The organism is Stenotrophomonas sp. STEN021, assembly GCF_056760175.1.
Window position 1 is genome coordinate 24,449 of the sequence record NZ_JBRREH010000013.1, and the last position, 25,192, is coordinate 49,640.

Annotated in this window: 16 protein-coding genes and 4 tRNA genes; 1 reads left to right on the forward strand and 19 read right to left on the reverse strand. The window is 61.4% G+C overall.

The features are described 5' to 3' along the window. Nucleotides 1-191 precede the first annotated feature (191 nt). The 19 genes from tuf (ACVOL0_RS04375) to ACVOL0_RS04465 form a co-directional block, all read right to left on the reverse strand. Nucleotides 192-1,382 (reverse strand): elongation factor Tu, encoded by a 1,191-nt coding sequence (tuf, locus tag ACVOL0_RS04375; protein WP_481548053.1) that lies wholly within the window; start codon nt 1,380-1,382, stop codon nt 192-194. A 50-nt stretch (nt 1,383-1,432) separates the two neighbouring features. Further along, a complete protein-coding gene (fusA, locus tag ACVOL0_RS04380) occupies nt 1,433-3,574 on the reverse strand; it encodes an elongation factor G (RefSeq protein WP_481548054.1) in 2,142 nt (713 codons plus the stop codon). A 135-nt stretch (nt 3,575-3,709) separates the two neighbouring features. Next, complete coding sequence (gene rpsG / locus ACVOL0_RS04385) at nt 3,710-4,177, reverse strand: 30S ribosomal protein S7 (protein ID WP_057630019.1); 468 nt, start codon at nt 4,175-4,177, stop codon at nt 3,710-3,712. 10 nt (nt 4,178-4,187) lie between these two features. Further along, the gene (gene rpsL, locus ACVOL0_RS04390) at nt 4,188-4,562 is read right to left on the reverse strand and encodes a 30S ribosomal protein S12 (protein ID WP_004145320.1); all 375 of its coding nucleotides are present in this window, start codon (nt 4,560-4,562) and stop codon (nt 4,188-4,190) included. A gap of 229 nt (nt 4,563-4,791) precedes the next feature. Beyond that, a complete protein-coding gene (gene rpoC, locus ACVOL0_RS04395) occupies nt 4,792-9,015 on the reverse strand; it encodes a DNA-directed RNA polymerase subunit beta' (RefSeq protein ID WP_481548055.1) in 4,224 nt (1,407 codons plus the stop codon). Nucleotides 9,016-9,104: 89 nt separating this feature from the next. After that, a complete protein-coding gene (gene rpoB, locus ACVOL0_RS04400) occupies nt 9,105-13,295 on the reverse strand; it encodes a DNA-directed RNA polymerase subunit beta (RefSeq protein WP_481548056.1) in 4,191 nt (1,396 codons plus the stop codon). 313 nt (nt 13,296-13,608) lie between these two features. Further along, entirely contained in the window at nt 13,609-13,974 is a 366-nt protein-coding gene (gene rplL, locus ACVOL0_RS04405; RefSeq protein WP_282270680.1) for a 50S ribosomal protein L7/L12, read from the reverse strand. Nucleotides 13,975-14,037: 63 nt separating this feature from the next. Beyond that, nucleotides 14,038-14,574 (reverse strand): 50S ribosomal protein L10, encoded by a 537-nt coding sequence (rplJ, locus tag ACVOL0_RS04410; RefSeq protein WP_282270681.1) that lies wholly within the window; start codon nt 14,572-14,574, stop codon nt 14,038-14,040. A 478-nt stretch (nt 14,575-15,052) separates the two neighbouring features. Further along, nucleotides 15,053-15,751, reverse strand: coding sequence for a 50S ribosomal protein L1 (rplA, locus tag ACVOL0_RS04415; protein ID WP_303749023.1), 699 nt, complete (start codon nt 15,749-15,751; stop codon nt 15,053-15,055). Nucleotides 15,752-15,755: 4 nt separating this feature from the next. After that, nucleotides 15,756-16,184: a 50S ribosomal protein L11 gene (gene rplK / locus ACVOL0_RS04420; RefSeq protein WP_057630030.1), complete on the reverse strand. Its 429-nt coding sequence runs from the start codon at nt 16,182-16,184 to the stop codon at nt 15,756-15,758. 194 nt (nt 16,185-16,378) lie between these two features. Next, the gene (gene nusG, locus ACVOL0_RS04425; RefSeq protein WP_057630031.1) at nt 16,379-16,939 is read right to left on the reverse strand and encodes a transcription termination/antitermination protein NusG; all 561 of its coding nucleotides are present in this window, start codon (nt 16,937-16,939) and stop codon (nt 16,379-16,381) included. A 10-nt stretch (nt 16,940-16,949) separates the two neighbouring features. Then, nucleotides 16,950-17,360, reverse strand: a complete 411-nt coding sequence (gene secE / locus ACVOL0_RS04430; protein ID WP_296253959.1) for a preprotein translocase subunit SecE — start codon at nt 17,358-17,360, stop codon at nt 16,950-16,952. A gap of 50 nt (nt 17,361-17,410) precedes the next feature. Further along, nucleotides 17,411-17,486: transfer RNA gene (locus ACVOL0_RS04435), tRNA-Trp, on the reverse strand. Nucleotides 17,487-17,590: 104 nt separating this feature from the next. After that, on the reverse strand, nt 17,591-18,781 hold the full coding sequence (gene tuf / locus ACVOL0_RS04440) for an elongation factor Tu (RefSeq protein WP_481548053.1): 1,191 nt from the start codon (nt 18,779-18,781) through the stop codon (nt 17,591-17,593). 50 nt (nt 18,782-18,831) lie between these two features. After that, a tRNA-Thr gene (locus ACVOL0_RS04445) sits at nt 18,832-18,907 on the reverse strand. Nucleotides 18,908-18,945: 38 nt separating this feature from the next. Further along, nucleotides 18,946-19,019: transfer RNA gene (locus tag ACVOL0_RS04450), tRNA-Gly, on the reverse strand. A gap of 28 nt (nt 19,020-19,047) precedes the next feature. Continuing rightward, nucleotides 19,048-19,133: transfer RNA gene (locus tag ACVOL0_RS04455), tRNA-Tyr, on the reverse strand. Nucleotides 19,134-19,270: 137 nt separating this feature from the next. After that, on the reverse strand, nt 19,271-20,290 hold the full coding sequence (locus ACVOL0_RS04460; protein ID WP_481548057.1) for an isoaspartyl peptidase/L-asparaginase family protein: 1,020 nt from the start codon (nt 20,288-20,290) through the stop codon (nt 19,271-19,273). Nucleotides 20,291-20,484: 194 nt separating this feature from the next. Beyond that, entirely contained in the window at nt 20,485-21,528 is a 1,044-nt protein-coding gene (locus tag ACVOL0_RS04465; protein WP_481548058.1) for a cyanophycinase, read from the reverse strand. 163 nt (nt 21,529-21,691) lie between these two features. Between ACVOL0_RS04465 and ACVOL0_RS04470 the strand changes: the two genes are divergently transcribed. After that, nucleotides 21,692-24,487: a TonB-dependent receptor plug domain-containing protein gene (locus tag ACVOL0_RS04470; protein WP_481548059.1), complete on the forward strand. Its 2,796-nt coding sequence runs from the start codon at nt 21,692-21,694 to the stop codon at nt 24,485-24,487. The last annotated feature ends 705 nt before the right edge of the window (nt 24,488-25,192 follow it).

A 25,192-nucleotide genomic window follows, 5' to 3' on the forward strand; every position in this document is an offset into this window, starting at 1 on the left:
GGGGAAGCCGGGTCAAGTTTCGGAAAGCACCGGCATATGTTGAACTCGCCTAAGTAATTGATAAACCTGCTGTATCGAGCCTTGGCGTAGTCCAGCGAATTGCCGAGCTGGAGTCATCGTGAAACAAAAAAAAGGGCGGCCCGGAGGCCGCCCTTCTTCAACACCTTGCTTCGCGAGGAAGCGCAGCGTTATCAGGCAATGATCTTGGCGACCACGCCGGCGCCGACAGTACGGCCACCTTCGCGGATTGCGAAGCGCAGGCCTTCGTCCATTGCCACCGGGTTGATCAGGGTGACAACCATCTTCACGTTGTCGCCCGGCATCACCATCTCGACGCCTTCCGGCAGCTCAACCGCACCGGTGATGTCGGTGGTACGGAAGTAGAACTGCGGACGGTAGCCCTTGAAGAACGGGGTGTGACGGCCGCCCTCATCCTTCGACAGCACGTACACTTCGGCTTCGAACTGGGTGTGCGGCTTGATCGAACCCGGCTTGGCCAGAACCTGGCCACGCTCGACGTCGTCACGCTTGGTGCCGCGCAGCAGCAGACCGGCGTTGTCACCTGCCTGACCCTGGTCAAGCAGCTTGCGGAACATTTCCACGCCGGTGACGGTGGTCTTCTGGACCGGACGGATACCGACGATTTCAATTTCTTCGCCGACCTTGATCACGCCGCGCTCGATACGACCGGTCACCACAGTGCCGCGGCCCGAGATCGAGAACACGTCTTCCACCGGCATCAGGAACGGCTTGTCGACGTCACGCTCCGGGGTCGGAATCCAGCTGTCCAGTGCATCGACCAGCTTCAGGATGGCCGGCACGCCGATGTCGCTCTGGTCGCCTTCCAGCGCCATACGGGCCGAACCATGCACGATCGGGGTGTCGTCGCCCGGGAAGTCGTACTTGGAGAGCAGCTCGCGCACTTCCATTTCGACCAGTTCCAGCAGCTCGGCATCGTCAACCATGTCGGCCTTGTTCAGGAACACGACGATGTACGGAACGCCGACCTGACGCGACAGCAGGATGTGCTCGCGGGTCTGCGGCATCGGGCCGTCAGCAGCCGAACAGACCAGGATCGCGCCGTCCATCTGGGCAGCACCGGTGATCATGTTCTTGACGTAGTCAGCATGGCCCGGGCAATCCACGTGGGCGTAGTGACGGGTAGCGGATTCGTACTCGACGTGTGCGGTCGAGATCGTGATGCCACGTGCCTTTTCTTCCGGCGCGGCGTCGATCGAGGAGTAATCCTTGAACTCGCCACCGAAGCGCTCTGCACCGATCTTGGTCAGTGCTGCGGTCAGGGTGGTCTTGCCATGATCGACGTGGCCGATGGTGCCGACGTTGACGTGCGGCTTGGTGCGCTCGAACTTGCTCTTGGACATTGTTGTTCCTTAATTAGCTAAGACTTGGAAGGAGAAGCTGAGTCTGAGACTCAGCCCTTCTTGATGACGGTTTCGGCGATGTTGTTCGGCGCCGGCTCGTAATGGTCGAATTCCATCGTGAAGGTTGCGCGACCCTGGGTCTGCGAACGCAGCGCGGTGGCGTAACCGAACATTTCGCCCAGCGGGATCATCGCGTTGATGATGCTGGCCGAGCCGTCACCGGTGGTGCCCGAACCCTGCAGAACGCCACGACGACGGCTGACGTCGCCCATCACGTCACCCTGGTAGTCTTCCGGGGTCACGATTTCGACCTTCATGATCGGCTCCAGCAGAACCGGCTTGGCCTTGGCGAAGCCCTGCTTGAAGGCCATCGACGAAGCGAGCTTGAACGCCATTTCCGAGGAGTCAACGTCATGGTACGAGCCGAACACCAGCTTGACCTTGACGTCCACCACCGGGAAGCCAGCCAGCGGACCGCTGGTGATGGTTTCGCGCAGGCCCTTTTCCACGGAAGGAATGAATTCCTTCGGGATCACGCCGCCGGTGATGTCGTTGATGAACAGGAAGTCGTCCTTGATGGCTGCGGACAGCTTCGGATCGGCACGGTCTTCAGCGGTGATCGGCGACAGCTCGATCACGACGTGACCGTACTGACCCTTACCACCGGACTGCTTGGCGTGCTTGTAATCCGACTTGACGTCAGCCTGCTGAATGGTTTCGCGGTAGGCAACCTGCGGCTTGCCGACGTTGGCTTCAACGTTGAACTCGCGCTTGAGGCGGTCGACGATGATGTCCAGGTGCAGCTCGCCCATGCCGGAGATGATGGTCTGGCCGGATTCTTCGTCGGTCTTGACGCGGAACGACGGATCTTCCTGTGCCAGACGACCCAGCGCCAGACCCATCTTTTCCTGGTCCGACTTGGTCTTCGGCTCGACGGCCATCGAGATCACCGGCTCCGGGAACACCATGCGCTCAAGCACGATCGGTGCATCGATCGAGCACAGGGTGTCACCGGTGGTGGTGTCCTTCAGGCCAACGGCAGCAGCGATGTCACCAGCCAGAACTTCCTTGATTTCCTCTCGGTTGTTCGAGTGCATCTGCAGGATGCGGCCGATGCGCTCCTTCTTGTTCTTCACCGAGTTCAGCACGGTGTCGCCACCGTTCAGCACGCCGGAGTAGACGCGGAAGAAGGTCAGCGCGCCGACGAACGGGTCGGTGATGATCTTGAACGCCAGCGACGAGAACGGCGCCTTGTCGTCCGACTTGCGGGTCATCTCGACGGAGTCGTCGTCAACGTCGGTGCCCTTCACGTCAGGCACGTCAACCGGCGACGGCAGCAGCTGGATCACGCCGTCCAGCATGGCCTGCACGCCCTTGTTCTTGAACGCCGAGCCACAGAACATCGGCACGATCTCAACGGCCAGCGTACGGGTACGCAGGGCCTGGATGATCTCGGCCTCGTTCAGCTCTTCGCCGCCCAGGTACTTTTCCATCAGCTCTTCGCTGGCTTCAGCCGCGGTTTCGATCATGAAGGTGCGGGCTTCTTCAGCCGCATCCTGCATGTCCGCCGGGATCTCGCCGTACTCGAACTTCATGCCCTGCGAAGCTTCATCCCAATGGATGGCCTTCATCTTGAGCAGGTCGACCACGCCCTTGAAGCCTTCCTCAGCACCGATCGGCAGCTGCATCGGCACGGCGACAGCGCCGAGCTTGGCCTTCAGCTGGTCACGGACCTTCAGGAAGTTGGCACCGGTACGGTCCATCTTGTTGACGAACGCGATGCGCGGGACCTGGTACTTGTTGGCCTGGCGCCACACGGTCTCGGACTGCGGCTGCACGCCACCAACGGCGCACAGCACGAACACCGCGCCGTCGAGCACGCGCAGGGAGCGTTCGACTTCGATGGTGAAGTCAACGTGCCCGGGGGTGTCGATGATGTTGAAACGGTGCTCCGGCAGGGACTTGTCCATGCCCTTCCAGAACGCGGTGGTAGCAGCGGACTGGATCGTGATGCCACGTTCCTGCTCCTGCTCCATCCAGTCCATGGTGGCGGCGCCATCATGCACTTCACCGAGCTTGTGGCTCTTGCCGGTGTAGAACAGGATGCGCTCGGACGTGGTGGTCTTGCCGGCATCGATGTGGGCCATGATGCCGAAGTTACGGTAACGCTCGATAGGAGTGGTGCGGGCCACGGGAGCCTCTCAATTTCTTGGAATTCGGATGGCCGAACGCCGCCTTGCGGCGGCCTTCGGATTTAAGCAGCGCTCAAAGCGCTACAAGCAGCACCACATGGGTGCCAGGGGCCCTGTTTCCAAGGCCCCCACAACTCACCAGCGGTAGTGAGCGAAGGCCTTGTTCGCTTCCGCCATACGGTGGGTTTCTTCACGCTTCTTGATGGCGCCGCCGCGGTTTTCCGAAGCGTCCAGCAGTTCAGCAGCCAGCTTGCGCGGCATGGTGTTCTCGCCGCGCTTACGCGCCGAGTCGATCAGCCAACGCATGGCCAGGGCCATCTTGCGCGAAGCACGCACTTCGACCGGCACCTGATAGGTGGCACCACCGACGCGACGCGACTTCACTTCCACGCCCGGTGCAACGTTGTCCAGCGCCTTCTGCACCAGCTCGATTGCGTTCGGATTCTTTTCGCTGATCACGTCCATGGCGCCATAGACGATCTTTTCAGCAACGGACTTCTTGCCGCTCAACATGACCATGTTGATGAAGCGGGCAATGGTTTCGCTCTTGTGCTTCGGATCCGGCAGGACCGAACGCTGGGGAGTATTACCTTTACGTGACATGTCTTATTCCTCAGGCCTTCGGACGCTTTGCGCCGTACTTGGAACGCGCCTGACGACGCTTGGCAACACCGGCGGCATCGAGCGAGCCACGGACGGTGTGGTAACGCACACCCGGCAGATCCTTGACGCGGCCGCCACGGATCAGGACCACGGAGTGCTCCTGCAGGTTATGGCCTTCACCACCGATGTAGGAAATCACTTCTTCCTGGTTGGTCAGGCGGACCTTTGCAACCTTACGCAGAGCCGAGTTCGGCTTCTTCGGGGTGGTGGTGTACACGCGCGTGCAGACGCCACGGCGCTGCGGGCACTTGTCGAGTGCCGGCGAGGCACTCTTGTAGGTGGTAGCTTGACGCGGCTTGCGTACCAGCTGGTTGATCGTCGCCATCAGTAGGTTCTTCTGATTGGGGCCGTAAAAGAACGGCCAGGATGCGGAAATTGTAAAGCAGGCCAAAGCTTTGGCCTGCTGAGACAGACGATTGTAGCAACTTGTCAAGAGGCCAGTCAAACAAGCCCATGCCAAGCCAGCCCTGATCCAGAGCCGTTACAGGGGTATCTCCATATGCCCCGTTCAGGTCGAACTGCCGGTCCGCGAACGGACCGGCCGATCTAACTACTTACTCTTCACCAGCAGCCTGTTCAGCCACCGGCGCTACAACTTCGGGTTCCGCGACCGCGACCGGACCGGCCAGGGTTGCGATTTCCGAATCGGTCAGACCCGACGCGTTGCGGCGGCGCTGAGCGTGGTACGCAAGGCCGGTACCCGCCGGAATCAGGCGGCCGACGATCACGTTTTCCTTCAGACCGCGCAGGCCGTCGGAGGTGCCGCGCACGGCAGCCTCGGTCAGCACGCGGGTGGTTTCCTGGAACGAAGCCGCCGAGATGAACGATTCGGTGGCCAGCGATGCCTTGGTGATACCCAGCAACACCGGCTCGAAACGTGCCGGCAGCTCGTTACGGGCGATCAGCTTCGCATTCTCCTCGATCACGCGCTGGCGCTCGGCCTGCTCGCCATTGAGGAACTTGCTGCTGCCCTGGTCGACGATTTCCACCTTGCGCAGCATCTGACGCGAGATCACTTCAATGTGCTTGTCGTTGATCTTCACGCCCTGCAGGCGGTACACGTCCTGGATTTCCTTGACCAGGTAACGGGCCAGCTCTTCCACGCCCTTCAGGCGCAGGATGTCCTGCGGGCTCGGCTCGCCGTCCACCACGGTTTCACCGCGGGTCACGTGTTCACCTTCGAACACGATGATCTGACGGTACTTCGGAATCAGCTCTTCGTGCTCCGAACCATCAGTGTCCTTGATGATCAGGCGCTGCTTGCCCTTGGTGTCCTTGCCGAAGCTGATGATACCCGAACGCTCGGCCAGGATCGCCGGGTCCTTCGGCTTGCGGGCTTCGAACAAGTCGGCAACGCGCGGCAGACCACCGGTGATGTCGCGGGTCTTGGAGGCTTCCTGCGGGATCTTGGCAACCACGTCGCCCACGCCTACCGGCGCGCCATCCTGCAGGTTGACGATCGAGCGCGGCGGCAGCAGGTACTGTGCCGGCAGGTCGGTGCCCGGGATGGTCAGGTCATTGCCCTTGCCATCGACGATGCGGACCAGCGGACGCAGATCCTTGGCCTGCGAGCCACGACGCTTCGGATCGGTGATTTCGCGCGAGGCCAGACCGGTCAGTTCGTCGGTCTTCTCGATCACGGTCACACCATCGATGAAGTCGATGAAGCGCACGAAACCCGCCACTTCCGACACGATCGGGTGGTTATGCGGATCCCAGTTGGCCACGGTCTGGCCAGCCTTGATTTCCGCACCGTCCTTGACGCCGATGCTGGCACCGTACGGCAGCTTGTAACGCTCACGCTCACGACCATGCGGGTCGAGCACGGAGATTTCACCCGAACGCGAGACCGCCACCAGCGAACCGCTGGTCTGCTCGACGTGCTTCAGGTTGGAGAACTTCACCGAACCGGTGGTCTTGACGGTGATGTTGTCGACCGCAGCCGCACGCGATGCCGCACCACCGATGTGGAACGTACGCATGGTCAGCTGGGTACCCGGCTCACCGATCGACTGTGCAGCGATGACGCCGACCGCTTCACCGATGTTGACGATGTGGCCACGGGCCAGATCGCGGCCGTAGCACAGGCTGCAGACGCCGAAGGACGAGGCGCAGGTGATCGTCGAGCGGACCTTGATGGTCTGCACGCCGGCTTCTTCCAGCTTGTTCACCCACTGCTCGTCGAGCACGGTGTTGCGGGTCACGATCGGATCTTCGTCGTTGCCCGGCAGGAACACGTCCTCGGCCACAACGCGACCCAGCACGCGGTCCTTCAACGGCTCAACCACGTCGCCGCCTTCCACGATCGGGGTCATGGTCAGGCCTTCGGAGGTACCGCAATCGACCTCGGTGATCACCACGTCCTGCGCCACGTCGACCAGACGACGGGTCAGGTAACCCGAGTTCGCCGTCTTCAACGCGGTATCGGCCAGACCCTTACGGGCACCGTGGGTGGAGTTGAAGTACTCCTGCACGTTCAGGCCTTCACGGAAGTTCGCCTTGATGGGCGTTTCGATGATCGAGCCGTCCGGACGCGCCATCAGGCCACGCATACCGGCCAGCTGACGGATCTGCGCCTGGCTACCACGGGCACCGGAGTCGGCCATGATGTACAGCGAGTTCATCGACTTCTGATCGACCAGCTCACCGTCGCTACCGACGACCTTCTCGGTACCGATGGTTTCCATCATCGCCTTGGCGATGCGCTCATTGGTGCGCGACCAGATGTCGACCACCTTGTTGTAGCGCTCACCGGCGGTGACCAGACCGGACTGGTACTGCTCCTGGATTTCCAGCACTTCGGCTTCGGCTTCGCCGAGGATGCCCTTCTTCTCGTCCGGGATCAGCATATCGTCGATGCCGATCGACACGCCAGCGCGGGTTGCGTAGGCATAGCCGGTGTACATCAGCTTGTCGGCGAACACCACGGTGTCCTTCAGACCCAGCAGACGGTAGCTCTGGTTGATCAGGCGCGAGATGTTCTTCTTGGTCATCTCGGTGTTGCACAGCTCGAACGGCAGGCCTTCCGGCATGATCTCGCTCAGCAGCGCACGGCCGACGGTGGTGTCGACGATCGAGGTCTTCTTGACCTTGTTGCCGTCTTCGTCACGCTCGACCTGCACGATGCGCACCTTGACGCGGGCGTGCAGCTCAACCAGACGGTTGTCGTAGGCACGCTTCACTTCGTCGGTGTTCGCGAACACCATGCCCTCGCCCTGCTTGTTCACCAGCGAGCGCGCCATGTAGTACAGGCCCAACACGACGTCCTGCGACGGCACGATGATCGGCTCGCCGTTGGCTGGCGACAGGATGTTGTTGGTGGACATCATCAGCGCACGCGCTTCCAGCTGGGCTTCCAGCGAGAGCGGCACGTGGACGGCCATCTGGTCACCGTCGAAGTCGGCGTTGAATGCGGTACAGACCAGCGGATGCAGCTGGATGGCCTTGCCTTCGATCAACAGCGGTTCGAACGCCTGGATGCCCAGACGGTGCAGGGTCGGCGCACGGTTCAGCAGCACCGGATGCTCGCGGATGACCTCTTCCAGGACGTCCCAGACTTCGCCTTCTTCGCGCTCGACCAGCTTCTTGGCGGCCTTGATGGTGGTGGCCAGGCCACGGCGCTGCAGCTTGGCGAACACGAACGGCTTGAACAGCTCGAGCGCCATCTTCTTCGGCAGGCCGCACTGGTGCAGCTTCAGGTACGGACCCACGGTGATCACCGAACGGCCCGAGTAGTCGACGCGCTTGCCCAGCAGGTTCTGACGGAAGCGACCCTGCTTGCCCTTGATCATGTCGGCCAGCGACTTGAGCGGGCGCTTGTTGGTGCCGGTGATGGCACGGCCACGACGGCCGTTGTCCAGCAGGGCGTCAACCGATTCCTGCAGCATGCGCTTTTCGTTGCGCACGATGATGTCCGGAGCGTTGAGCTCCAGCAGGCGGCGCAGACGGTTGTTACGGTTGATGACGCGGCGGTACAGATCGTTCAGATCCGAGGTCGCGAAGCGGCCACCGTCCAGCGGAACCAGCGGACGCAGGTCCGGCGGCAGCACCGGCAGCACAGTCATCACCATCCACTCCGGGCGGTTGCCCGACTCGAGGAAGGCTTCGACCAGCTTGATGCGCTTGGTCAGACGCTTGAGCTTGGTTTCCGAACCGGTCGAGGCGATTTCCTCGCGCAGGCGGACCATTTCGGCCTGCAGGTCGATGGTGCGCAGCAGTTCGTACACAGCCTCGGCGCCCATGGCGGCGTCGAAGTCGTCGCCGTGCTCCTGGCGGGCCTGCAGGTACTGTTCTTCGGTCAGCAGCTGGCGGCGCTCCAGGGCAGTCAGGCCCGGCTCGGTCACCACGTAGGCTTCGAAATACAGCACGCGCTCGATGTCACGCAGGGTCATGTCCAGCATCAGGCCGATGCGCGACGGCAGCGACTTGAGGAACCAGATGTGCGCGACCGGCGATGCCAGGTCGATGTGGCCCATGCGCTCGCGGCGCACCTTGGCCAGGGTGACTTCGGTGCCGCACTTTTCGCAGACGACGCCGCGGTGCTTCATGCGCTTGTACTTGCCGCACAGGCACTCGTAGTCCTTGACCGGTCCGAAGATGGCGGCGCAGAACAGGCCGTCACGTTCCGGCTTGAAGGTACGGTAGTTGATGGTTTCCGGCTTCTTCACTTCGCCGAAGGACCACGAACGGATCAGGTCCGGCGAGGCCAGCGCGATCTTGATCGCGTCGAAGTCCAGCGTCTGGCGCTGCTGGTTGAAGAGGTTGAGCAGGTCTTTCATGGTGTTCTCCGAAAGGAGGAAATCTGTGTCGATGGGCTGTCAGTCAGTGCTGGCGGCGCTGCTGCATCACTGCGGCAGCGCCTGCGCAATCAACCGCCTTCCAGTTCCATGTTGATGGCCAGCGAGCGGATTTCCTTCACCAAAACGTTGAAGGATTCCGGCATGCCCGCAACCATCTCGTGCTCACCGTCGACGATGTTCTTGTACATCTGGTTACGGCCCTGTACGTCATCGGACTTCACCGTCAGCATTTCCTGCAGGGTGTAGGCCGCGCCGTAGGCTTCCAGTGCCCAGACTTCCATTTCACCGAAGCGCTGACCACCGAACTGCGCCTTGCCGCCCAGCGGCTGCTGGGTAACGAGCGAGTACGGACCGGTCGAACGGGCGTGCATCTTGTCGTCGACCAGGTGGTTCAGCTTCAGGTAATGCATGTAGCCGACGGTGGTCTTGCGGTCGAAGGCTTCGCCGGTGCGGCCGTCATACAGCTGCATCTGCGTCTTGCTGGCGTTGAAGCCCAGGCGAGCGGTTTCCGGTGCTTCATCCGGGTAGGCCAGATTCAGCATTTCGCGAATTTCCTCTTCCGCCGCGCCGTCGAACACCGGGGTTGCCATCGGCACGCCGTCGGTCAAGTTCTTGGCCAGGCTCAGCAGTTCTTCGTCGCTGAACTGGGACAGGTCCACGCGCTGCTCGGCAACGGCCGAGTCATGGTTGTAGATCTTGCCCAGGAACTCACGCAGTTCGCTGACCGCACGCTGCTGTTCCAGCATGCCCTGGATTCGCTTGCCCAGGCCCTTTGCGGCCCAACCCAAATGCACTTCCAGAATCTGGCCGATGTTCATACGCGACGGCACACCCAGCGGATTCAAGCAGATGTCCACGGTGTTGCCGTCAGCCATGTACGGCATGTCTTCGACCGGCACCACGTTGGAGACCACGCCCTTGTTACCGTGGCGGCCTGCCATCTTGTCACCCGGCTGGATGCGACGCTTCACGGCCAGGAACACCTTGACCATCTTCAGCACGCCCGGTGCCAGATCGTCGCCCTGGGTGATCTTGCCGCGCTTGTCGGCGAAGCGACGCTCGAATTCCTTCTCGTGTGCCTGGATCTGCATCTGGGCACGTTCGATGGCGTCGGACGCGTCATCGTCCTTCATGCGCAGGGTGAACCAGTCGGACTTCTTCAGGCCGTCCAGGAACGCATCGGTGATCACGTCACCCTTCTTCAGGCTGGCGCCGCCGTTGGCAACCTTGCCCACGAGCTGCGAACGCAGACGTGCGTAGATGGCGCCTTCCAGGATGCGGAACTGGTCGTCGAAGTCCTTCTTGACGCGCTTGATCTCGTTTTCTTCGATCTGGCGTGCGCGCTTGTCCTTCTCGATGCCGTCGCGGGTGAAGACCTGTACGTCGATGACGGTACCGTCCATGCCCGGCGGAACGCGCAGCGAGCTGTCCTTAACGTCCGAAGCCTTCTCGCCGAAGATGGCGCGCAGCAGCTTCTCTTCCGGGGTCAGCTGGCTCTCGCCCTTCGGCGTCACCTTGCCAACCATGATGTCGCCGGCGCGCACTTCCGCACCGATGTACACCACGCCGGATTCGTCCAGGCGGTTCAGCGCCTGCTCGGACACGTTCGGGATGTCGGCGGAAATTTCCTCCGGCCCCAACTTGGTGTCACGCGCAACGCAGGTCAGTTCTTCGATGTGGATCGTGGTGTAACGATCCTCTTCCACCACACGCTCGGACAGCAGGATGGAGTCTTCGAAGTTGTAGCCGTTCCACGGCATGAAGGCGATCAGCATGTTCTGACCCAGCGCCAGTTCACCGATGTCGGTGGACGGGCCATCGGCCAGCACGTCGCCGCGCGCGATCACGTCACCCACGTTCACCAGCGGGCGCTGGTTGATGCAGGTGTTCTGGTTCGAACGGGTGTACTTGATCAGGTTGTAGATATCCACGCCGGCATCTGCCGGATCGGTGATCTCGTTCTCGTTGGCCTTGACCACGATGCGGCCGGCGTCGATCTGCACGATCTCACCGCCACGCAGGGCGTTCACGGTCACACCCGAGTCACGGGCCACGGCGCGTTCGATACCGGTACCCACCAGCGGCTTCTGCGCACGCAGGGTCGGCACGGCCTGGCGCTGCATGTTGGCGCCCATCAGTGCACGGTTTGCGTCATCGTGCTCCAGGAACGGAACCAGCGCCGCAGCGACCGACACGGTCTGCATCGGCGAGACGTCCATGAAGTGGACTTCTGCCGGCGGCTTGAGCAGCGACTCACCCTGGAAGCGGCACGGTACGAACTGCTCGGTGAGCATGTTCTTGGCATCGGTCAGGGCGTTGGCCTGGGCGATGACGTACTCGTTTTCTTCGATGGCCGACAGGAACTCGACTTCGTCGGAGACCTTGCCGTCATGCACCTTGCGGTACGGGGTTTCCAGGAAGCCGTACTTGTTGGTGCGTGCGAACACAGCCAGCGAGTTGATCAGGCCGATGTTCGGGCCTTCCGGCGTTTCGATGGTGCAGACGCGGCCGTAATGGGTCGGGTGCACGTCGCGCACTTCGAAGCCAGCACGTTCGCGGGTCAGACCGCCCGGGCCCAGTGCCGAGACGCGACGCTTGTGCGTCACTTCCGACAGCGGGTTGTTCTGATCCATGAACTGCGACAGCTGCGAGGAGCCGAAGAATTCCTTGATCGCAGCAGCCACCGGCTTGGCGTTGATCAGTTCCTGCGGGGTCAAGCCTTCCGACTCGGCCATCGACAGGCGCTCCTTGACCGCGCGCTCGACGCGGACCAGGCCCACGCGGAACACGTTCTCGGCCATTTCGCCGACCGAACGCACGCGACGGTTGCCCAGGTGATCGATGTCATCGACCACGCCGCGACCGTTGCGGATCTCGGTCAGCACCTTGATCACATCCAGGATGTCGGAGCCTTCGCCGTGTGCGGCGACCAGGCGCTTGGATTCCTCGTCGTTACGCTCGCCGAAGTACTTGCGGTCGTACAGCACCGACTCACCGGTGACTTCCTTGCGGCCGACACGACGGTTGAACTTCATGCGGCCAACCGTGGACAGGTCGTAGCGCTCGAAGGTGAAGAACAGGTTGTGGAACAGGTTCTGTGCAGCGTCCTTGGTCGGCGGCTCGCCCGGACGCATCATGCGGTAGATTTCGACCAGCGCTTCGAGCTGGGTCTTGGTGCCATCGATGCGCAGGGTGTTGGACAGGTACGGGCCACGATCCAGATCGTTCACCCACAGCGTACCCACTGCATCAACGCCCGCCTTGCGGAAGTTCTGCAGCTGCTCGTCGCTGATTTCGTCGTTGGCCTGGGCCAGCAGTTCACCGGTGTTGGCATCAACCACGTCGTGCGACAGGATGCGGCCGACGATGTAATCGTCCGGCACGGCCAGGGCAGCAATGCCCGACGCCTGCAGCTGCTTGATGTGGCGCGCGGTGATGCGCTTGCCGGCTTCCACGATGACCTTGTCGCCGTCAGCCAGGTCGAAGTTCAGCGTTTCGCCACGCAGACGCTCCGGCACCAGCTCCAGCTGCACGCCTTCGTCCGGGTTGATGTGGAAGGTGTTGACCTCGAAGAACTCGGCCAGCATCTCTTCGTTGTTGTAGCCCAGCGCACGCAGCAGCACCGACACCGGCAACTTGCGGCGACGGTCGATACGGGTGAACAGTGCGTCCTTCGGGTCGAACTCGAAGTCCAGCCACGAACCGCGGTACGGAATGATGCGGGCGCTGTACAGCAGCTTGCCCGAGCTGTGGGTCTTGCCACGGTCGTGGTCGAAGAACACGCCCGGCGAACGGTGCAGCTGCGACACGATGACGCGCTCGGTACCGTTGACGATGAAGGTGCCGTTGTCGGTCATCAACGGGATTTCGCCCAGATAGACCTCCTGCTCCTTCACATACTTGATCGCCTTGGTCGACGATTCGCGGTCGTAGATGACCAGACGCACGGTGACGCGCAGCGGCGCGCCGTAGCTCATGCCACGCTGGCGGCACTCGCGCTCGTCAAACACCGGGTCGCCCAGCTTGTAGCCGACGTATTCCAGGGCAGCATTGCCGCTGTAGCTGGAAATCGGGAACACCGACTTCAGCGCAGCATGCAGGCCGTGGTCGGAGCGCTTGGCCGGGTCGATGTTTTCCTGCAGGAATTCGCGGTACGAATCAACCTGGATCGCGAGCAGGAACGGCACCTCGAGGATCGAGCGCTGCTTGCCGAAATCTTTGCGGATGCGCTTTTTTTCGGTGTACGAATAGGACGTCATGAGGTCTTCCACCTTGTTGTGCGAGCCGTGCGTCCACGACCCGTAGGGAAATCTTGAAATTGTCAGTTGGAAGTCGCTGGTATTGCCGGCACCAGCACGCCTTCTATTGCTACTTCCAACTGCCAACTCGCTTGTGTCGGCTGCGGGTCACTCCATCGTCTGGAGCGCAGCGCCTGACACTTGCCACGTTGGTCTTTCTATTACCTGCCAGGCACGCCCGGCATTACAACGCTTTGAAACGACCAAAGGCCGGGGGCTTTACGCCCCCAGCCTTGGCTGCATCGCCGTGAATCGATGGCGATGCAAGAACTGATTACTTCAGCTCGACGGTCGCGCCGGCGGCTTCCAGTTCCTTCTTGAACTTGTCGGCGTCTTCCTTCGAAGCGCCTTCCTTCACGACGCCGCCGGCTTCAGCCAGGTCCTTCGCTTCCTTCAGGCCCAGGCCGGTGATGGCGCGGACAGCCTTAATCACTTCGACCTTCTTCGCGCCGGCATCCTTCAGGATGACGTTGAATTCGGTCTGCTCTTCAACAGCAGCAACCGGGCCAGCAGCAGCAACTGCAACCGGGGCAGCAGCCGACACGCCGAACTTCTCTTCGATGGCCTTGACCAGCTCCATCACTTCCATCAGGGACTTTTCGGCGATTGCGTCGACGATCTGATCGTTGGTAAGGGACATTTTGATTACCTTTTGAAAATATTCTGGATTGAGGTTCCGTGCGGAACCACGGAGACGTCGAACTTAGACGGCTTCAGCTTCAGCGGCCGGCGCTGCAGCTTCCGCTGCGCCACCTTCCTGCTTCTCACCGATAGCCTTGACGGCGCGGGCGAACATGGTGACCGGCTCGGTCAGGACGCGGGCCAACATGGCCAGGGCCTGATCACGGGTCGGCAACGATGCCAGCACGTCGACGTGGCTGGCCGGGAAAACTTCCCCGCCGATTGCCACGACCTTCGCCTTCAGCTTGTCGTTACCCTTGGCGGCTTCCTTGATCAGGCGACCGGCTGCGCCGGGCTCCTCAAGCGAAAACGCATACAGCAGCGGACCAACCATCTGGTCTTTTGCAACTGCGAAATCGGTGCCTTCAACGGCGCGCGAGGCCAGCGTGTTCTTGACAACCTTCAAGAAAACACCGGTTTCGCGGGCCTGCTTACGCATCGCGGTCATCTGGGCGACCGTGGTGCCAGCGTATTCGGCTGCGATCAAGGAGTGGGCCTTGGCGGCGACGTCTGCCAGCTCGGCGACTACTTCTTGCTTCTGGGACAGATTGAGAGCCATTGCACTCCTCCGTTTAAGCTGGGATTGGGAATTCGGGACCCGGGATTGGCAAGAGCGGCAATGCCACTGCTGCAGGCCTCCCTGGCCGAACCTCAATACCCTGCTTCAAACATATTCCGCTTACGGCTCCTAGCCGTGTGCGGTCCTGGGCGGCATCCGTCCTGGACGCCGGGAACATCGGGTGATGTTCCGGTGGTGGCCGTTCTAGAGCTGGAGTGCAAACCCGGGCAAACCCGGACGTACGTGAACCAGAAAAATCCAGAAGGGCGGCACCATCTACGCAGGGTGATCCGAGAACGGATCGATTAAGCGATCTCGCTGTGCCGGCGGCGACTCCTTGCCAAATCGAGCTTCCATGCCCGTCGCCGGTATGCGCTGACCGCGCCTGCGGTCTTTGACGGCTCCACGCAGGTCACCCTGCGCGACGCCTTCAAAATGACGGCCTCGGCACCAAAGGTACCGAGGCCGCTTTAAACAATTACTTCAGGGTCAGCGAGGACTGGTCAACAGTCACGCCCGGGCCCATCGTCGAGCTGACCGACACCTTCTGCAGGTACAGGCCCTTCGAGGTGGCCGGCTTGGCCTTGATCAGGTCAACCAGCAGTGCCTGCAGGTTCGACTGCAGCGCGCCGTTTTCGAAGCTGGCCTTGCCGATGGTGCAGTGGATGATGCCGGCCTTGTCGGTGCGGTAACGCACCTGACCCGACTTGGCATTCTTGACGGCTTCGCCCGGGTTGGCCGAAACGGTGCCGACCTTCGGGTTCGGCATCAAGCCACGCGGGCCCAGCAGGGTACCCAGCTTACCGACAACGCGCATCGCGTCCGGGGTAGCAATGACCACGTCATAGTTCAGATCGCCGGCCTGCATCTTCTCAGCCAGGTCGTCCATGCCGACAGCTTCGGCGCCAGCGGCCAGGGCTTCGTCAGCCTTGGCACCGGCCGGAGCGAACACGGCAACGCGGACCGACTTGCCGGTACCGGCGGGCAGCACGGTGGAACCGCGAACCTGCTGGTCGGACTTCTTGGCGTCCACGCCCAGGCGCACAGCAACGTCGATCGACTCGACGAACTTGGCCTTGGTGGCGGTCTTCAGGATATTGATTGCGTCCTCGAAGGCATATGCCTTGCCCGGGACGATAGCGGCCTTGATGGCCTTCTCACGCTTGGTCTGTGCCATCAGATTAACCCTCTACCACCAGGCCCATGGAACGGGCAGAACCCGCGATCGTACGCACGGCGGCGTCAAGGCTGGCAGCCGTCAGATCCGGCTCCTTTGCCTTGCAGATTTCTTCCAGCTGCGCGCGAGTAACCTTGCCCACCTTGTCGGTGTTCGGCTTCTTCGAGCCCGAAGAAATGCCAGCGGCCTTCTTCAGCAGCGTGGTCGCCGGGGTGCTCTTGGTGATGAAGGTGAACGTACGGTCCGAGTAGGCCGTGATGATCACCGGCACCGGCAGACCCGGTTCCAGCTTCTGCGTGGCAGCGTTGAACGCCTTGCAGAATTCCATGATGTTCAGACCACGCTGACCCAGCGCAGGACCGACCGGCGGCGAGGGATTGGCCTGACCGGCCTTTACCTGCAGCTTGATATAACCGACAACTTTCTTTGCCATTAGAGTGCTCTCCGGGTGCTAGCGCCTTGCGACAACAGGCTCCCCATCGGACCGGGAATCACGCGTCCCGGCATCGCGTTGTGAAATCGCACCAAAGGCCACCTCGCGGCAGCCCTTGATTTGCTCCCTCATTGGGGAGCCGAAAATTGTAGCAGCTTTTTGCAGCGCCACCTGAACAGGCGGCGCACAGCGCCTTAGATCGCCTTCTCGACCTGACCGAACTCGAGCTCGACCGGGGTGGCGCGACCGAAGATCAGCACCGAGACGCGCAGGCGGCTCTTTTCGTAATTGACTTCTTCGACAACGCCGTTGAAATCGTTGAACGGGCCTTCGGTGACACGGACCATCTGGCCCGGCTCGAACAGCACCTTCGGACGCGGCTTCTCAACACCTTCCTGAACGCGATTCAGGATGGCCGCAGCTTCGCTGTCCTGGATCGGCAGAGGACGGTCAGCAGTGCCACCAATGAAACCCATAACCTTCGGGGTTTCCTTGACCAAATGCCAGCTTTCGTTGTCGATGCGCGGAATACCGGCTTCTTCGTGGGTCTCGATCTGTACCAGCACGTAACCCGGGAAGAACTTGCGCTCGGAGCGGCGCTTCTGGCCAGCGCGCATTTCCACCACTTCTTCCGTGGGGACCAGCACGTCGCCAAAAAGCTCCTGCATTTCGTCACGCGCAATGCGATCACGCAATGCCTGCGCAACCGACTTCTCAAAACCTGAATAGGCGTGAACGACGTACCAACGCTTCACAGATATCTCCTTAACGACCCAGGAACCACTGGGTCAGCTTCTGGATCACGAAGTCGAAGCCACCCAACAGCAGGCTCAACACGATCACCACCACGACCACCACCCACGTCATGCGGATAGCTTCCTGGCGGGTCGGCCACACAACCTTGCGCAGCTCGAAACGGGATTCAGAAAGGAATTCGATTGTCTGACGGCCCTTCGTGGTCAGCATGAACACTGCACCACCGGCCACCAGACCCAAAACCACTGCCAGCGCACGCCACTGACCGGCCCATGCGCCCAGCTGGGCAGCACGCGGCTGATCGGCAAACCAGAACCAGACAAACAGACCAGCCAGCACCAACAGCGCAGCGCCGACGTACTTGACGATATCGCCACCAGAAGACGCGGCGGGCTTGGAATGTTCGATCTTGCTGTTCATCCGACTCTTGTAGCTGGTGCGACCAAGGTCACTGGATAGAGAGTTGCAAATGGCACGCCAGGAGGGACTCGAACCCCCAACCTGCGGTTTTGGAGACCGCTGCTCTGCCAATTGAGCTACTGGCGTAAAACTTGACTATTACACATCACCTTAGACAGCGAAGGCGGACCGAGGTACCCGGCCCGCCATCCGCGCCGCCAACAGCAGTTACTGCTGGCGCTACAGGCTGATTAAGCGATGATCTTTGCGACCACGCCGGCGCCGACGGTACGGCCACCTTCGCGGATTGCGAAGCGCAGGCCTTCGTCCATTGCCACCGGGTTGATCAGGGTGACAACCATCTTCACGTTGTCGCCCGGCATCACCATCTCGACGCCTTCCGGCAGCTCAACCGCACCGGTGATGTCGGTGGTACGGAAGTAGAACTGCGGACGGTAGCCCTTGAAGAACGGGGTGTGACGGCCGCCCTCATCCTTCGACAGCACGTACACTTCGGCTTCGAACTGGGTGTGCGGCTTGATCGAACCCGGCTTGGCCAGAACCTGGCCACGCTCGACGTCGTCACGCTTGGTGCCGCGCAGCAGCAGACCGGCGTTGTCACCTGCCTGACCCTGGTCAAGCAGCTTGCGGAACATTTCCACGCCGGTGACGGTGGTCTTCTGGACCGGACGGATACCGACGATTTCAATTTCTTCGCCGACCTTGATCACGCCGCGCTCGATACGACCGGTCACCACAGTGCCGCGGCCCGAGATCGAGAACACGTCTTCCACCGGCATCAGGAACGGCTTGTCGACGTCACGCTCCGGGGTCGGAATCCAGCTGTCCAGTGCATCGACCAGCTTCAGGATGGCCGGCACGCCGATGTCGCTCTGGTCGCCTTCCAGCGCCATACGGGCCGAACCATGCACGATCGGGGTGTCGTCGCCCGGGAAGTCGTACTTGGAGAGCAGCTCGCGCACTTCCATTTCGACCAGTTCCAGCAGCTCGGCATCGTCAACCATGTCGGCCTTGTTCAGGAACACGACGATGTACGGAACGCCGACCTGACGCGACAGCAGGATGTGCTCGCGGGTCTGCGGCATCGGGCCGTCAGCAGCCGAACAGACCAGGATCGCGCCGTCCATCTGGGCAGCACCGGTGATCATGTTCTTGACGTAGTCAGCATGGCCCGGGCAATCCACGTGGGCGTAGTGACGGGTAGCAGATTCGTACTCAACGTGCGCGGTCGAGATCGTGATGCCACGCGCCTTTTCTTCCGGCGCAGCATCGATCGAGGAGTAATCCTTGAACTCGCCACCGAAGCGCTCTGCACCGATCTTGGTCAGCGCGGCAGTCAGCGTGGTCTTGCCATGATCGACGTGGCCGATGGTGCCGACGTTGACGTGCGGCTTGGTACGCTCGAACTTGCTCTTGGACATGGCTGCTTCTTCTCGGGTAACAGGGTTAGTTGCGCACTATCTGCGAAAGATGGTGCTCACGAAAGGAATCGAACCTTCGACCTCCTCCTTACCAAGGAGGTGCTCTACCGACTGAGCTACGTGAGCGAGTTGTCTATTATGCCGTGTTTTTTCGTTTCGTTCAATGGAGCGGGAGACGGGAATCGAACCCGCACCATTAGCTTGGAAGGCTAAGGTTCTACCGTTGAACTACTCCCGCACCGGGAAAACACGTCACAACATAAAACTGGTGGAGGGAGGTGGATTCGAACCACCGAAGGCGTAAGCCAGCAGATTTACAGTCTGCCCCCGTTGGCCGCTTGGGTATCCCTCCATTCCACTCCCTTGTCGAGGACCGCGGCCTTGCCGGTCAGGGGTGGGTGAGCTCGCTATTTTGGTGATCAGCACCGATGCTGTCAACAGAAATCTTCACATTCGGTGAAATTTCTTTTTCTGCACCGGCGGTGCCGATCACTCGCCGGGCATCTTAATCTTTTCGTCGGCAAAAATCGCCACGTGCGGCACGCCATCTGCACCAATCCAACCGCGATACATGCCTTCGGTATTGAACGGCATCGCAGCCTTGCCATCAGCAGACAAAACGATGCCGCCACCATCACCGCCGAGCTCGGGCACGCGCTTGACGATCACCTCATCACCGGCCTGTGCAGGCGTTTCCTTCAAGTACTTCATGCGTGCGCAGATTTCATGCGCCACCGATAGACGGATGTAGTACTCACCCCAGCCGGTGCCGGATACCGCGCACTGGTCGCTGGCATAGGTACCGGCGCCGATGATCGGTGAATCCCCAACACGCCCATAGCGCTTGTTGGTCATGCCGCCAGTGGAAGTTCCGGCCGCAAGCTTGCCCTGGCCATCCAATGCAACCGCGCCGACGGTGCCGAAATGCTTGGCGGTTTCCAGGTCGACATGCGCCTGCCCTGCAGCCTCTTCCTTCAATGCACGCTGCAACTGCTCCCAGCGCTTCTCGGTGCGGAAGTAGGACGGATCGACCAGCTCGATCTTCTGTTCGGCAGCAAACATCTCCGCGCCCTGCCCCACCATCATCACGTGCGGCGAATGCTCCATCACCGCGCGCGACAGCAGGATCGGGTTCTTGACCGTATGCACGCCAGCGACAGCACCAGCACGCAGCGTGGCGCCATCCATCAGCGAGGCGTCCAACTCATTCTTGCCGTCATGGGTGAACACCGCACCCCGACCTGCATTGAAGGTCGGATCGTTCTCCAACACGGTGATCGCGGCAGTCACCGCATCCAGTGCCGGTTTGCCAGCGACCAGTGCCTGATGACCTTGACGCAATGCCTCGGTCAGCGCCGCACGCGCGGCGCGCTCTTCTGCAGCGCTGAAATCCTTGCGCTCCACCCCCGCCCCGCCATGGATGACCAGCAGGGGAGAAACCTCGGCTGCCGCAGCAGCTCCCGAGGACAGCGACGCCAGGCCCAGCAGTACTGCAGAAGTCAGCTTCATGTTTCTTCACTCCCGAATGGAACCCCGATTCTAGGCAGGTGCCAGCCACTCTGAACAGTCACCGCAGCCGCCGACCCGCTCTTTCCGACGTCAGCCGAACCCGCGCGCCGGTCACAGCCCAGCAGCGACCATACCCAGGAACAACAAAAAAGGGGCCGAAGCCCCTTTGTCTGCAGATCGCAAGCACTCAGCACTCAGTTGGGATGCAGCTCAAGCTCACCGTCAACGACACTGGCCATCGCGGTAAAGGCAGCGTTGTCGACCTTGAACCCGTCCAGATGCAGGCGGCTGCCGGCACCCACGCCAGTGACCGGAATGGAACTGAACTCCAAGGGCTCACCATTGCTCAGCCGATCCGCCGTGTGTCGCGGCATCACCAGCCAGGCGTAGCCATCGTTCAGGGAATACACCTGGCCGCGACCATCGGCCTCCACGCACAAGGCGGTGTCCTCATCGACGCCGATACCGACAATATCGTCCTGGCCCTTTTCCTGCGCGGCACGGGCCACAAACACGATCAAGCGCCCCAGACGATCGCGCTTGGCGAAGTGGGTGTCGGTCACGACGTTGGACAGGTAGGGCATGGTCAGGAAATCCCGGTCCATGGTCACCTTGCTCCCCATCGGGTCGGTCAATGCGGCCGGCGAATTGACACTGCCGCCATCCAGCGCGCCATAGGCATAACCACCAAGGATCGCCAGACCAGCACTGGTACCGCCGATCGGTTTGCCAGCACGGACATGCTCATTGAGCAGGTTATTGAGCTCGGTACCCTTCCAGAAGCGGATGTAGCGCGACTGGTCACCGCCGGCGATGAAGATCGCATCGGCAGCGCGTACCACCCGCAGCACGGCCGGATCATCGGCCGCCTTGCGGCTGTCGAACACCAACGTCTGCACTGCAGTCACGCCACCGATGTCGTGGTACAGCTCCTTCTGCATGTTGTCGTCACCGGAGGCGCGCAGGATCACCACGCGTCCGTGGCCGGCACGTTCAACCCACCAGTGGAACGCCTCCGGCACCCAGTCGCCGCCGCCCATCAGCATCATGGCCGCCTCGGTCTTGCCCGGGCGCGGCGCATCAAGGTCACCTATTTCGTAATAGCGGTAGCCGGCAGCGCTGATGCCACGCGAATCCTCGGCGTGAAGCACACCTGCCGCAGCGAAAGCCGCCACAACCAGGGCCAGCCGCCCCAACCAGGAACCCTTACGTTTCATAACAACCTCAATCTGATGCATGTAACCGCTTACAGCTGTAATGCCAGACTTTCCGGCAGTGGTCAAGCGTGTAAAAAAGGTGTTAGATGGTGCCAACCCATTCACATTACAGACAGGGTTAGGCGGCATTCCCCTACATGCCGACGGGACAAATCCGGAACACTTTTCATCAGAGAGCTGATTCATGCGTAAGCACGCAATGGTGTGTTCAATCCAACTGGCCCTGCTGTCGATGGCCGCCCCCGCCCTGGCGCAGACCGCCGCCCAAGGCCAACCGCAACAGCTCGACACGGTGCAGGTCACCGGCTCGCGCATCCCGCGCGCGCAGGTGGAGGGTCCTGCCCCGGTCACCGTGGTGACCGCCGAGCAGATCAAATCCGCCGGTTTCACCTCGGTTCCGGACGTATTGCGCTCGCTCAGCCAGAACAGTGGCAGCACCCAGGGACAGCAGAACACCACCGGCGCACAGTCCACCCCTGGCGCGCAGGCAGTCGATCTGCGCGGCCTGGGCCCTAACCACACCCTTGTACTGGTCAACGGCCGTCGCATCGCTGACTTCCCGCTGCCGCTCAATGGCCGCAGCAACTTCACCGACGTCGGCAACATCCCGTTGGGCATGATTGACCGGATTGAAGTGCTGACCGGCAGCGCATCGGCCGTGTACGGCTCCGACGCCATGGCCGGCGTCATCAACTTCATCCTGAAAAAATCCACCGATGGCACCACCATCGACTACCGCTTTGGCGACACCAGCCGTGGCGGTGGCTCATCGCATAACTTGACGCTTACCACTGGCTTCGAGAAGGACAAGTTCAGCGGCATTGTCGGCGTTGAACTGATCGACAAGCGCCCGCTGTGGGGCACCGATCGCAGCGTGCAGGATTCGACGCTGGATTCGCCGGCTGCAGAACGCCGCCTGCCGCGCCTCATCGCACAGCTGCAGAACTGGGACGATGACGAAAACATCGCACCGGCTGACGGCTGCGCTGCCATGGCAGGCCTCAACGGCGGTACCACCGTGCTCGCCGAGAACGACCTCGGCCCGTACTGCGGCAGCGAGCGTGCTATTGCGTATCGCACCATCCAGAACGAGCGCAAAGGCTTCAATGCCTATGGCTCGTTCGAGTACCGCTTCAATGACGCCCTGTCATGGTTTGCCGATGTCCAGCTTGGCCAACAGAAGGTCAAGCTGCTGACCGGCACCAACAGCAATGACGTCGCCAGTGACCACATGGGCTGGGAGTTCCATGACCCGAACTCGGCCGGCAATTACCGCAACAAGATTTTCTACAACGCCACCACCGAGCGTTATGAAAACTGGGCGCGCCAGTTCAGCCCCGAGGAAGTCGGCGGCCTGAGAAACCGCATGAACACCACCACCCAGAAAACGTTTGCGGTGACCACCGGCCTGAAGGGCATGTTCGCCGAGGAATGGAACTGGGAAGCGGCCTACAACCACTCCCAGTACAAGGCTGACGTCAAGATGCCGCGCATCAAGGCAGCTGCAGCCAACCGCCTGTTCCTGGGCGAACTGCAGGGTTATGACGATGACGGCATCGCGATCTACACCCCGGATCCGGCACGGCTGTTCACGCCACTGACCCAGGCCGAGTTTGCCTCGATCGCAGCAATGTCCACATTCCGCCCGGAAGCCAAGAACGACAACCTCAGCTACACGATAGACAACTCCTCACTGTTCTCGATGCCCGCTGGCGATGTCGGCTTCGCAGGCGCCGTGGAATACGGCAAGCAGTCCTATAAGATCAACCCCGATCCATTGGCGTTGACCGAAGACGCCTATTACGGCCCCCGCTACGGCGATGGCCATGGCGACCGCAATCACTGGAGTGCGGCAGGTGAATTGCGCGTGCCGCTGGCCTCAAGCCTGCAGGCAAGCGTGGCCGGGCGTTATGACCGCTACAGCTACGGCAACAGGAACCCGGGCAAGTTCACCTACAGCGCCGGCCTGGAATGGCGCCCGTTGGACACCTTGCTGCTGCGCAGCTCCTACGGCACCGGCTTCCGCGCGCCGGACATGCACTACCTGTTTGCCGGGAACGACTACTACCGCACCCGCTTCGCCACCGACTACCTGGCCTGCCGTACGGACAATGCCGGTGCCACTGACGGCGGATGCTACGACCGCGACTTTGGCAACTACGACGTCAGCACGTTCGACGTCTACAGCGGAAACATGCAACTGGACGAGGAAACCAGCAAGTCGTTCTCGGCTGGTTTCGTCTGGTCGCCGGTGGCCAACTTCGACCTGGCGGTGGATTACTACAGGATCCGCATCGAAAACCAGGTACAAACCCAGGACCGCGAGCTGCTCCGCATCCAGGAAGCGGACTGTCGCCTGGGCAAGACCGATACCGGCGCAGCAGTGGACATCAACTCGCCGACCTGCGTCGATGCGCTGGCCCGCGTGATCCGCGATGCAGACGGCAACATCACCAGCGTGCACTTCGGCCCGATCAACATCGCCAACGAAGAAACCTCGGGCATCGACGTGGCCGCCAACTACCGTCTGCAGACGGCAAACGCGGGCGACTTCAGCTTCACCGGCCAGTACAACTGGACCCACCGCCACACCCGCCAGCAGTATCCCGGTGACCCGAAGGAAGACATGCTCGATGTCAGCTTCAGCGCCACCACGCTGCCGCGGGTGAAGTCGAACCTGGGCGTGAGCTGGGACAAGGGTGCGTGGGGCGCCAGCCTGTTCGGCAGCTATCTGGGCCGGGTTGCCAACTACGACAACGATGCATGGACCGAGGCCACCTGGCGCTTCAACGCTGGCGCCCGCTACGACATCACTGATCACCTGCGGGTGTCGCTGTCGGTCAATAACCTGTTCGACAAGATGCCGCCGAAGGACCCGACCTGGTCGAACTATCCGTACTACGACACCTCGTGGTTCGACAGCATGGGCCGCAGCTACTACCTGCAGCTCACCTGGAAGCTGGGCGGCAAGGCGCTGTAAGGCCAACCCGCATGCAACGCCAGCAAGGCCCGCCAAAGGCGGGCCTTGCTGTTTGTGCGGATCGTGCATGCCACCAGCGGCCCCTGGAGCGAGCGCAACCCGGGGAAGCGTGACTGCAATTCTTCTCCACAGCCGCTGTGCGCAATGGCTGGAGAAGGCTGTGGACAACCGCGTGCAGGCCTTGCGCTGCAAGGCTTTCAAAATGGCGGTGAATTTTTAGCCAATGCACTACAACGACGGCATGCGGCCTTTTTGTAGCAGCGGCGTAAGCCGCGAAGCACGCACATCATCAGGTGGCGCAGTCTCCCGGCACTGCAGGAATACCAGCTTCGCGGCTTACGCCGCTCCTACAAGCAACTCTGCTTACGCCGAGCAATTCTCCACAGCCGCTGTGCGCAATGACTGGAGAAGGCTGTGGACAACCGCGTGCAGGCCTTGCGCTGCAAGGCTTTCAAAATGGCGGTGAATTTTTAGCCAATGCACTACAACGACGGCATGCGGCTTTTTTGTAGCAGCGGCGTAAGCCGCGAAGCACGCACATCATCAGGTGGCGCAGTCTCCCGGTACTGCAGGAATGCCAGCTTCGCGGCTTACGCCGCTCCTGCAAGCAACTCTGCTACGCCGAGCAATTCTCCACAGCCGCTGTGCGCAATGGCTGGAGAAGGCTGTGGACAACCGCGTGCAGGCCCTGCGCTGCAAGGCTTT

Coding starts and splice junctions, on each gene's coding strand:
- tuf (WP_481548053.1), bottom strand. CDS start 1,382: ATGTCCAAGAGCAAGTTCGAGCGCACCAAGCCGCACGTCAACGTCGGC.
- rpsG (WP_057630019.1), bottom strand. CDS start 4,177: ATGTCACGTAAAGGTAATACTCCCCAGCGTTCGGTCCTGCCGGATCCG.
- rpsL (WP_004145320.1), bottom strand. CDS start 4,562: ATGGCGACGATCAACCAGCTGGTACGCAAGCCGCGTCAAGCTACCACC.
- rpoC (WP_481548055.1), bottom strand. CDS start 9,015: ATGAAAGACCTGCTCAACCTCTTCAACCAGCAGCGCCAGACGCTGGAC.
- rpoB (WP_481548056.1), bottom strand. CDS start 13,295: ATGACGTCCTATTCGTACACCGAAAAAAAGCGCATCCGCAAAGATTTC.
- rplL (WP_282270680.1), bottom strand. CDS start 13,974: ATGTCCCTTACCAACGATCAGATCGTCGACGCAATCGCCGAAAAGTCC.
- rplJ (WP_282270681.1), bottom strand. CDS start 14,574: ATGGCTCTCAATCTGTCCCAGAAGCAAGAAGTAGTCGCCGAGCTGGCA.
- rplA (WP_303749023.1), bottom strand. CDS start 15,751: ATGGCACAGACCAAGCGTGAGAAGGCCATCAAGGCCGCTATCGTCCCG.
- rplK (WP_057630030.1), bottom strand. CDS start 16,184: ATGGCAAAGAAAGTTGTCGGTTATATCAAGCTGCAGGTAAAGGCCGGT.
- secE (WP_296253959.1), bottom strand. CDS start 17,360: ATGAACAGCAAGATCGAACATTCCAAGCCCGCCGCGTCTTCTGGTGGC.
- tuf (WP_481548053.1), bottom strand. CDS start 18,781: ATGTCCAAGAGCAAGTTCGAGCGTACCAAGCCGCACGTCAACGTCGGC.
- ACVOL0_RS04460 (WP_481548057.1), bottom strand. CDS start 20,290: ATGAAGCTGACTTCTGCAGTACTGCTGGGCCTGGCGTCGCTGTCCTCG.
- ACVOL0_RS04465 (WP_481548058.1), bottom strand. CDS start 21,528: ATGCATCAGATTGAGGTTGTTATGAAACGTAAGGGTTCCTGGTTGGGG.
- ACVOL0_RS04470 (WP_481548059.1), top strand. CDS start 21,692: ATGCGTAAGCACGCAATGGTGTGTTCAATCCAACTGGCCCTGCTGTCG.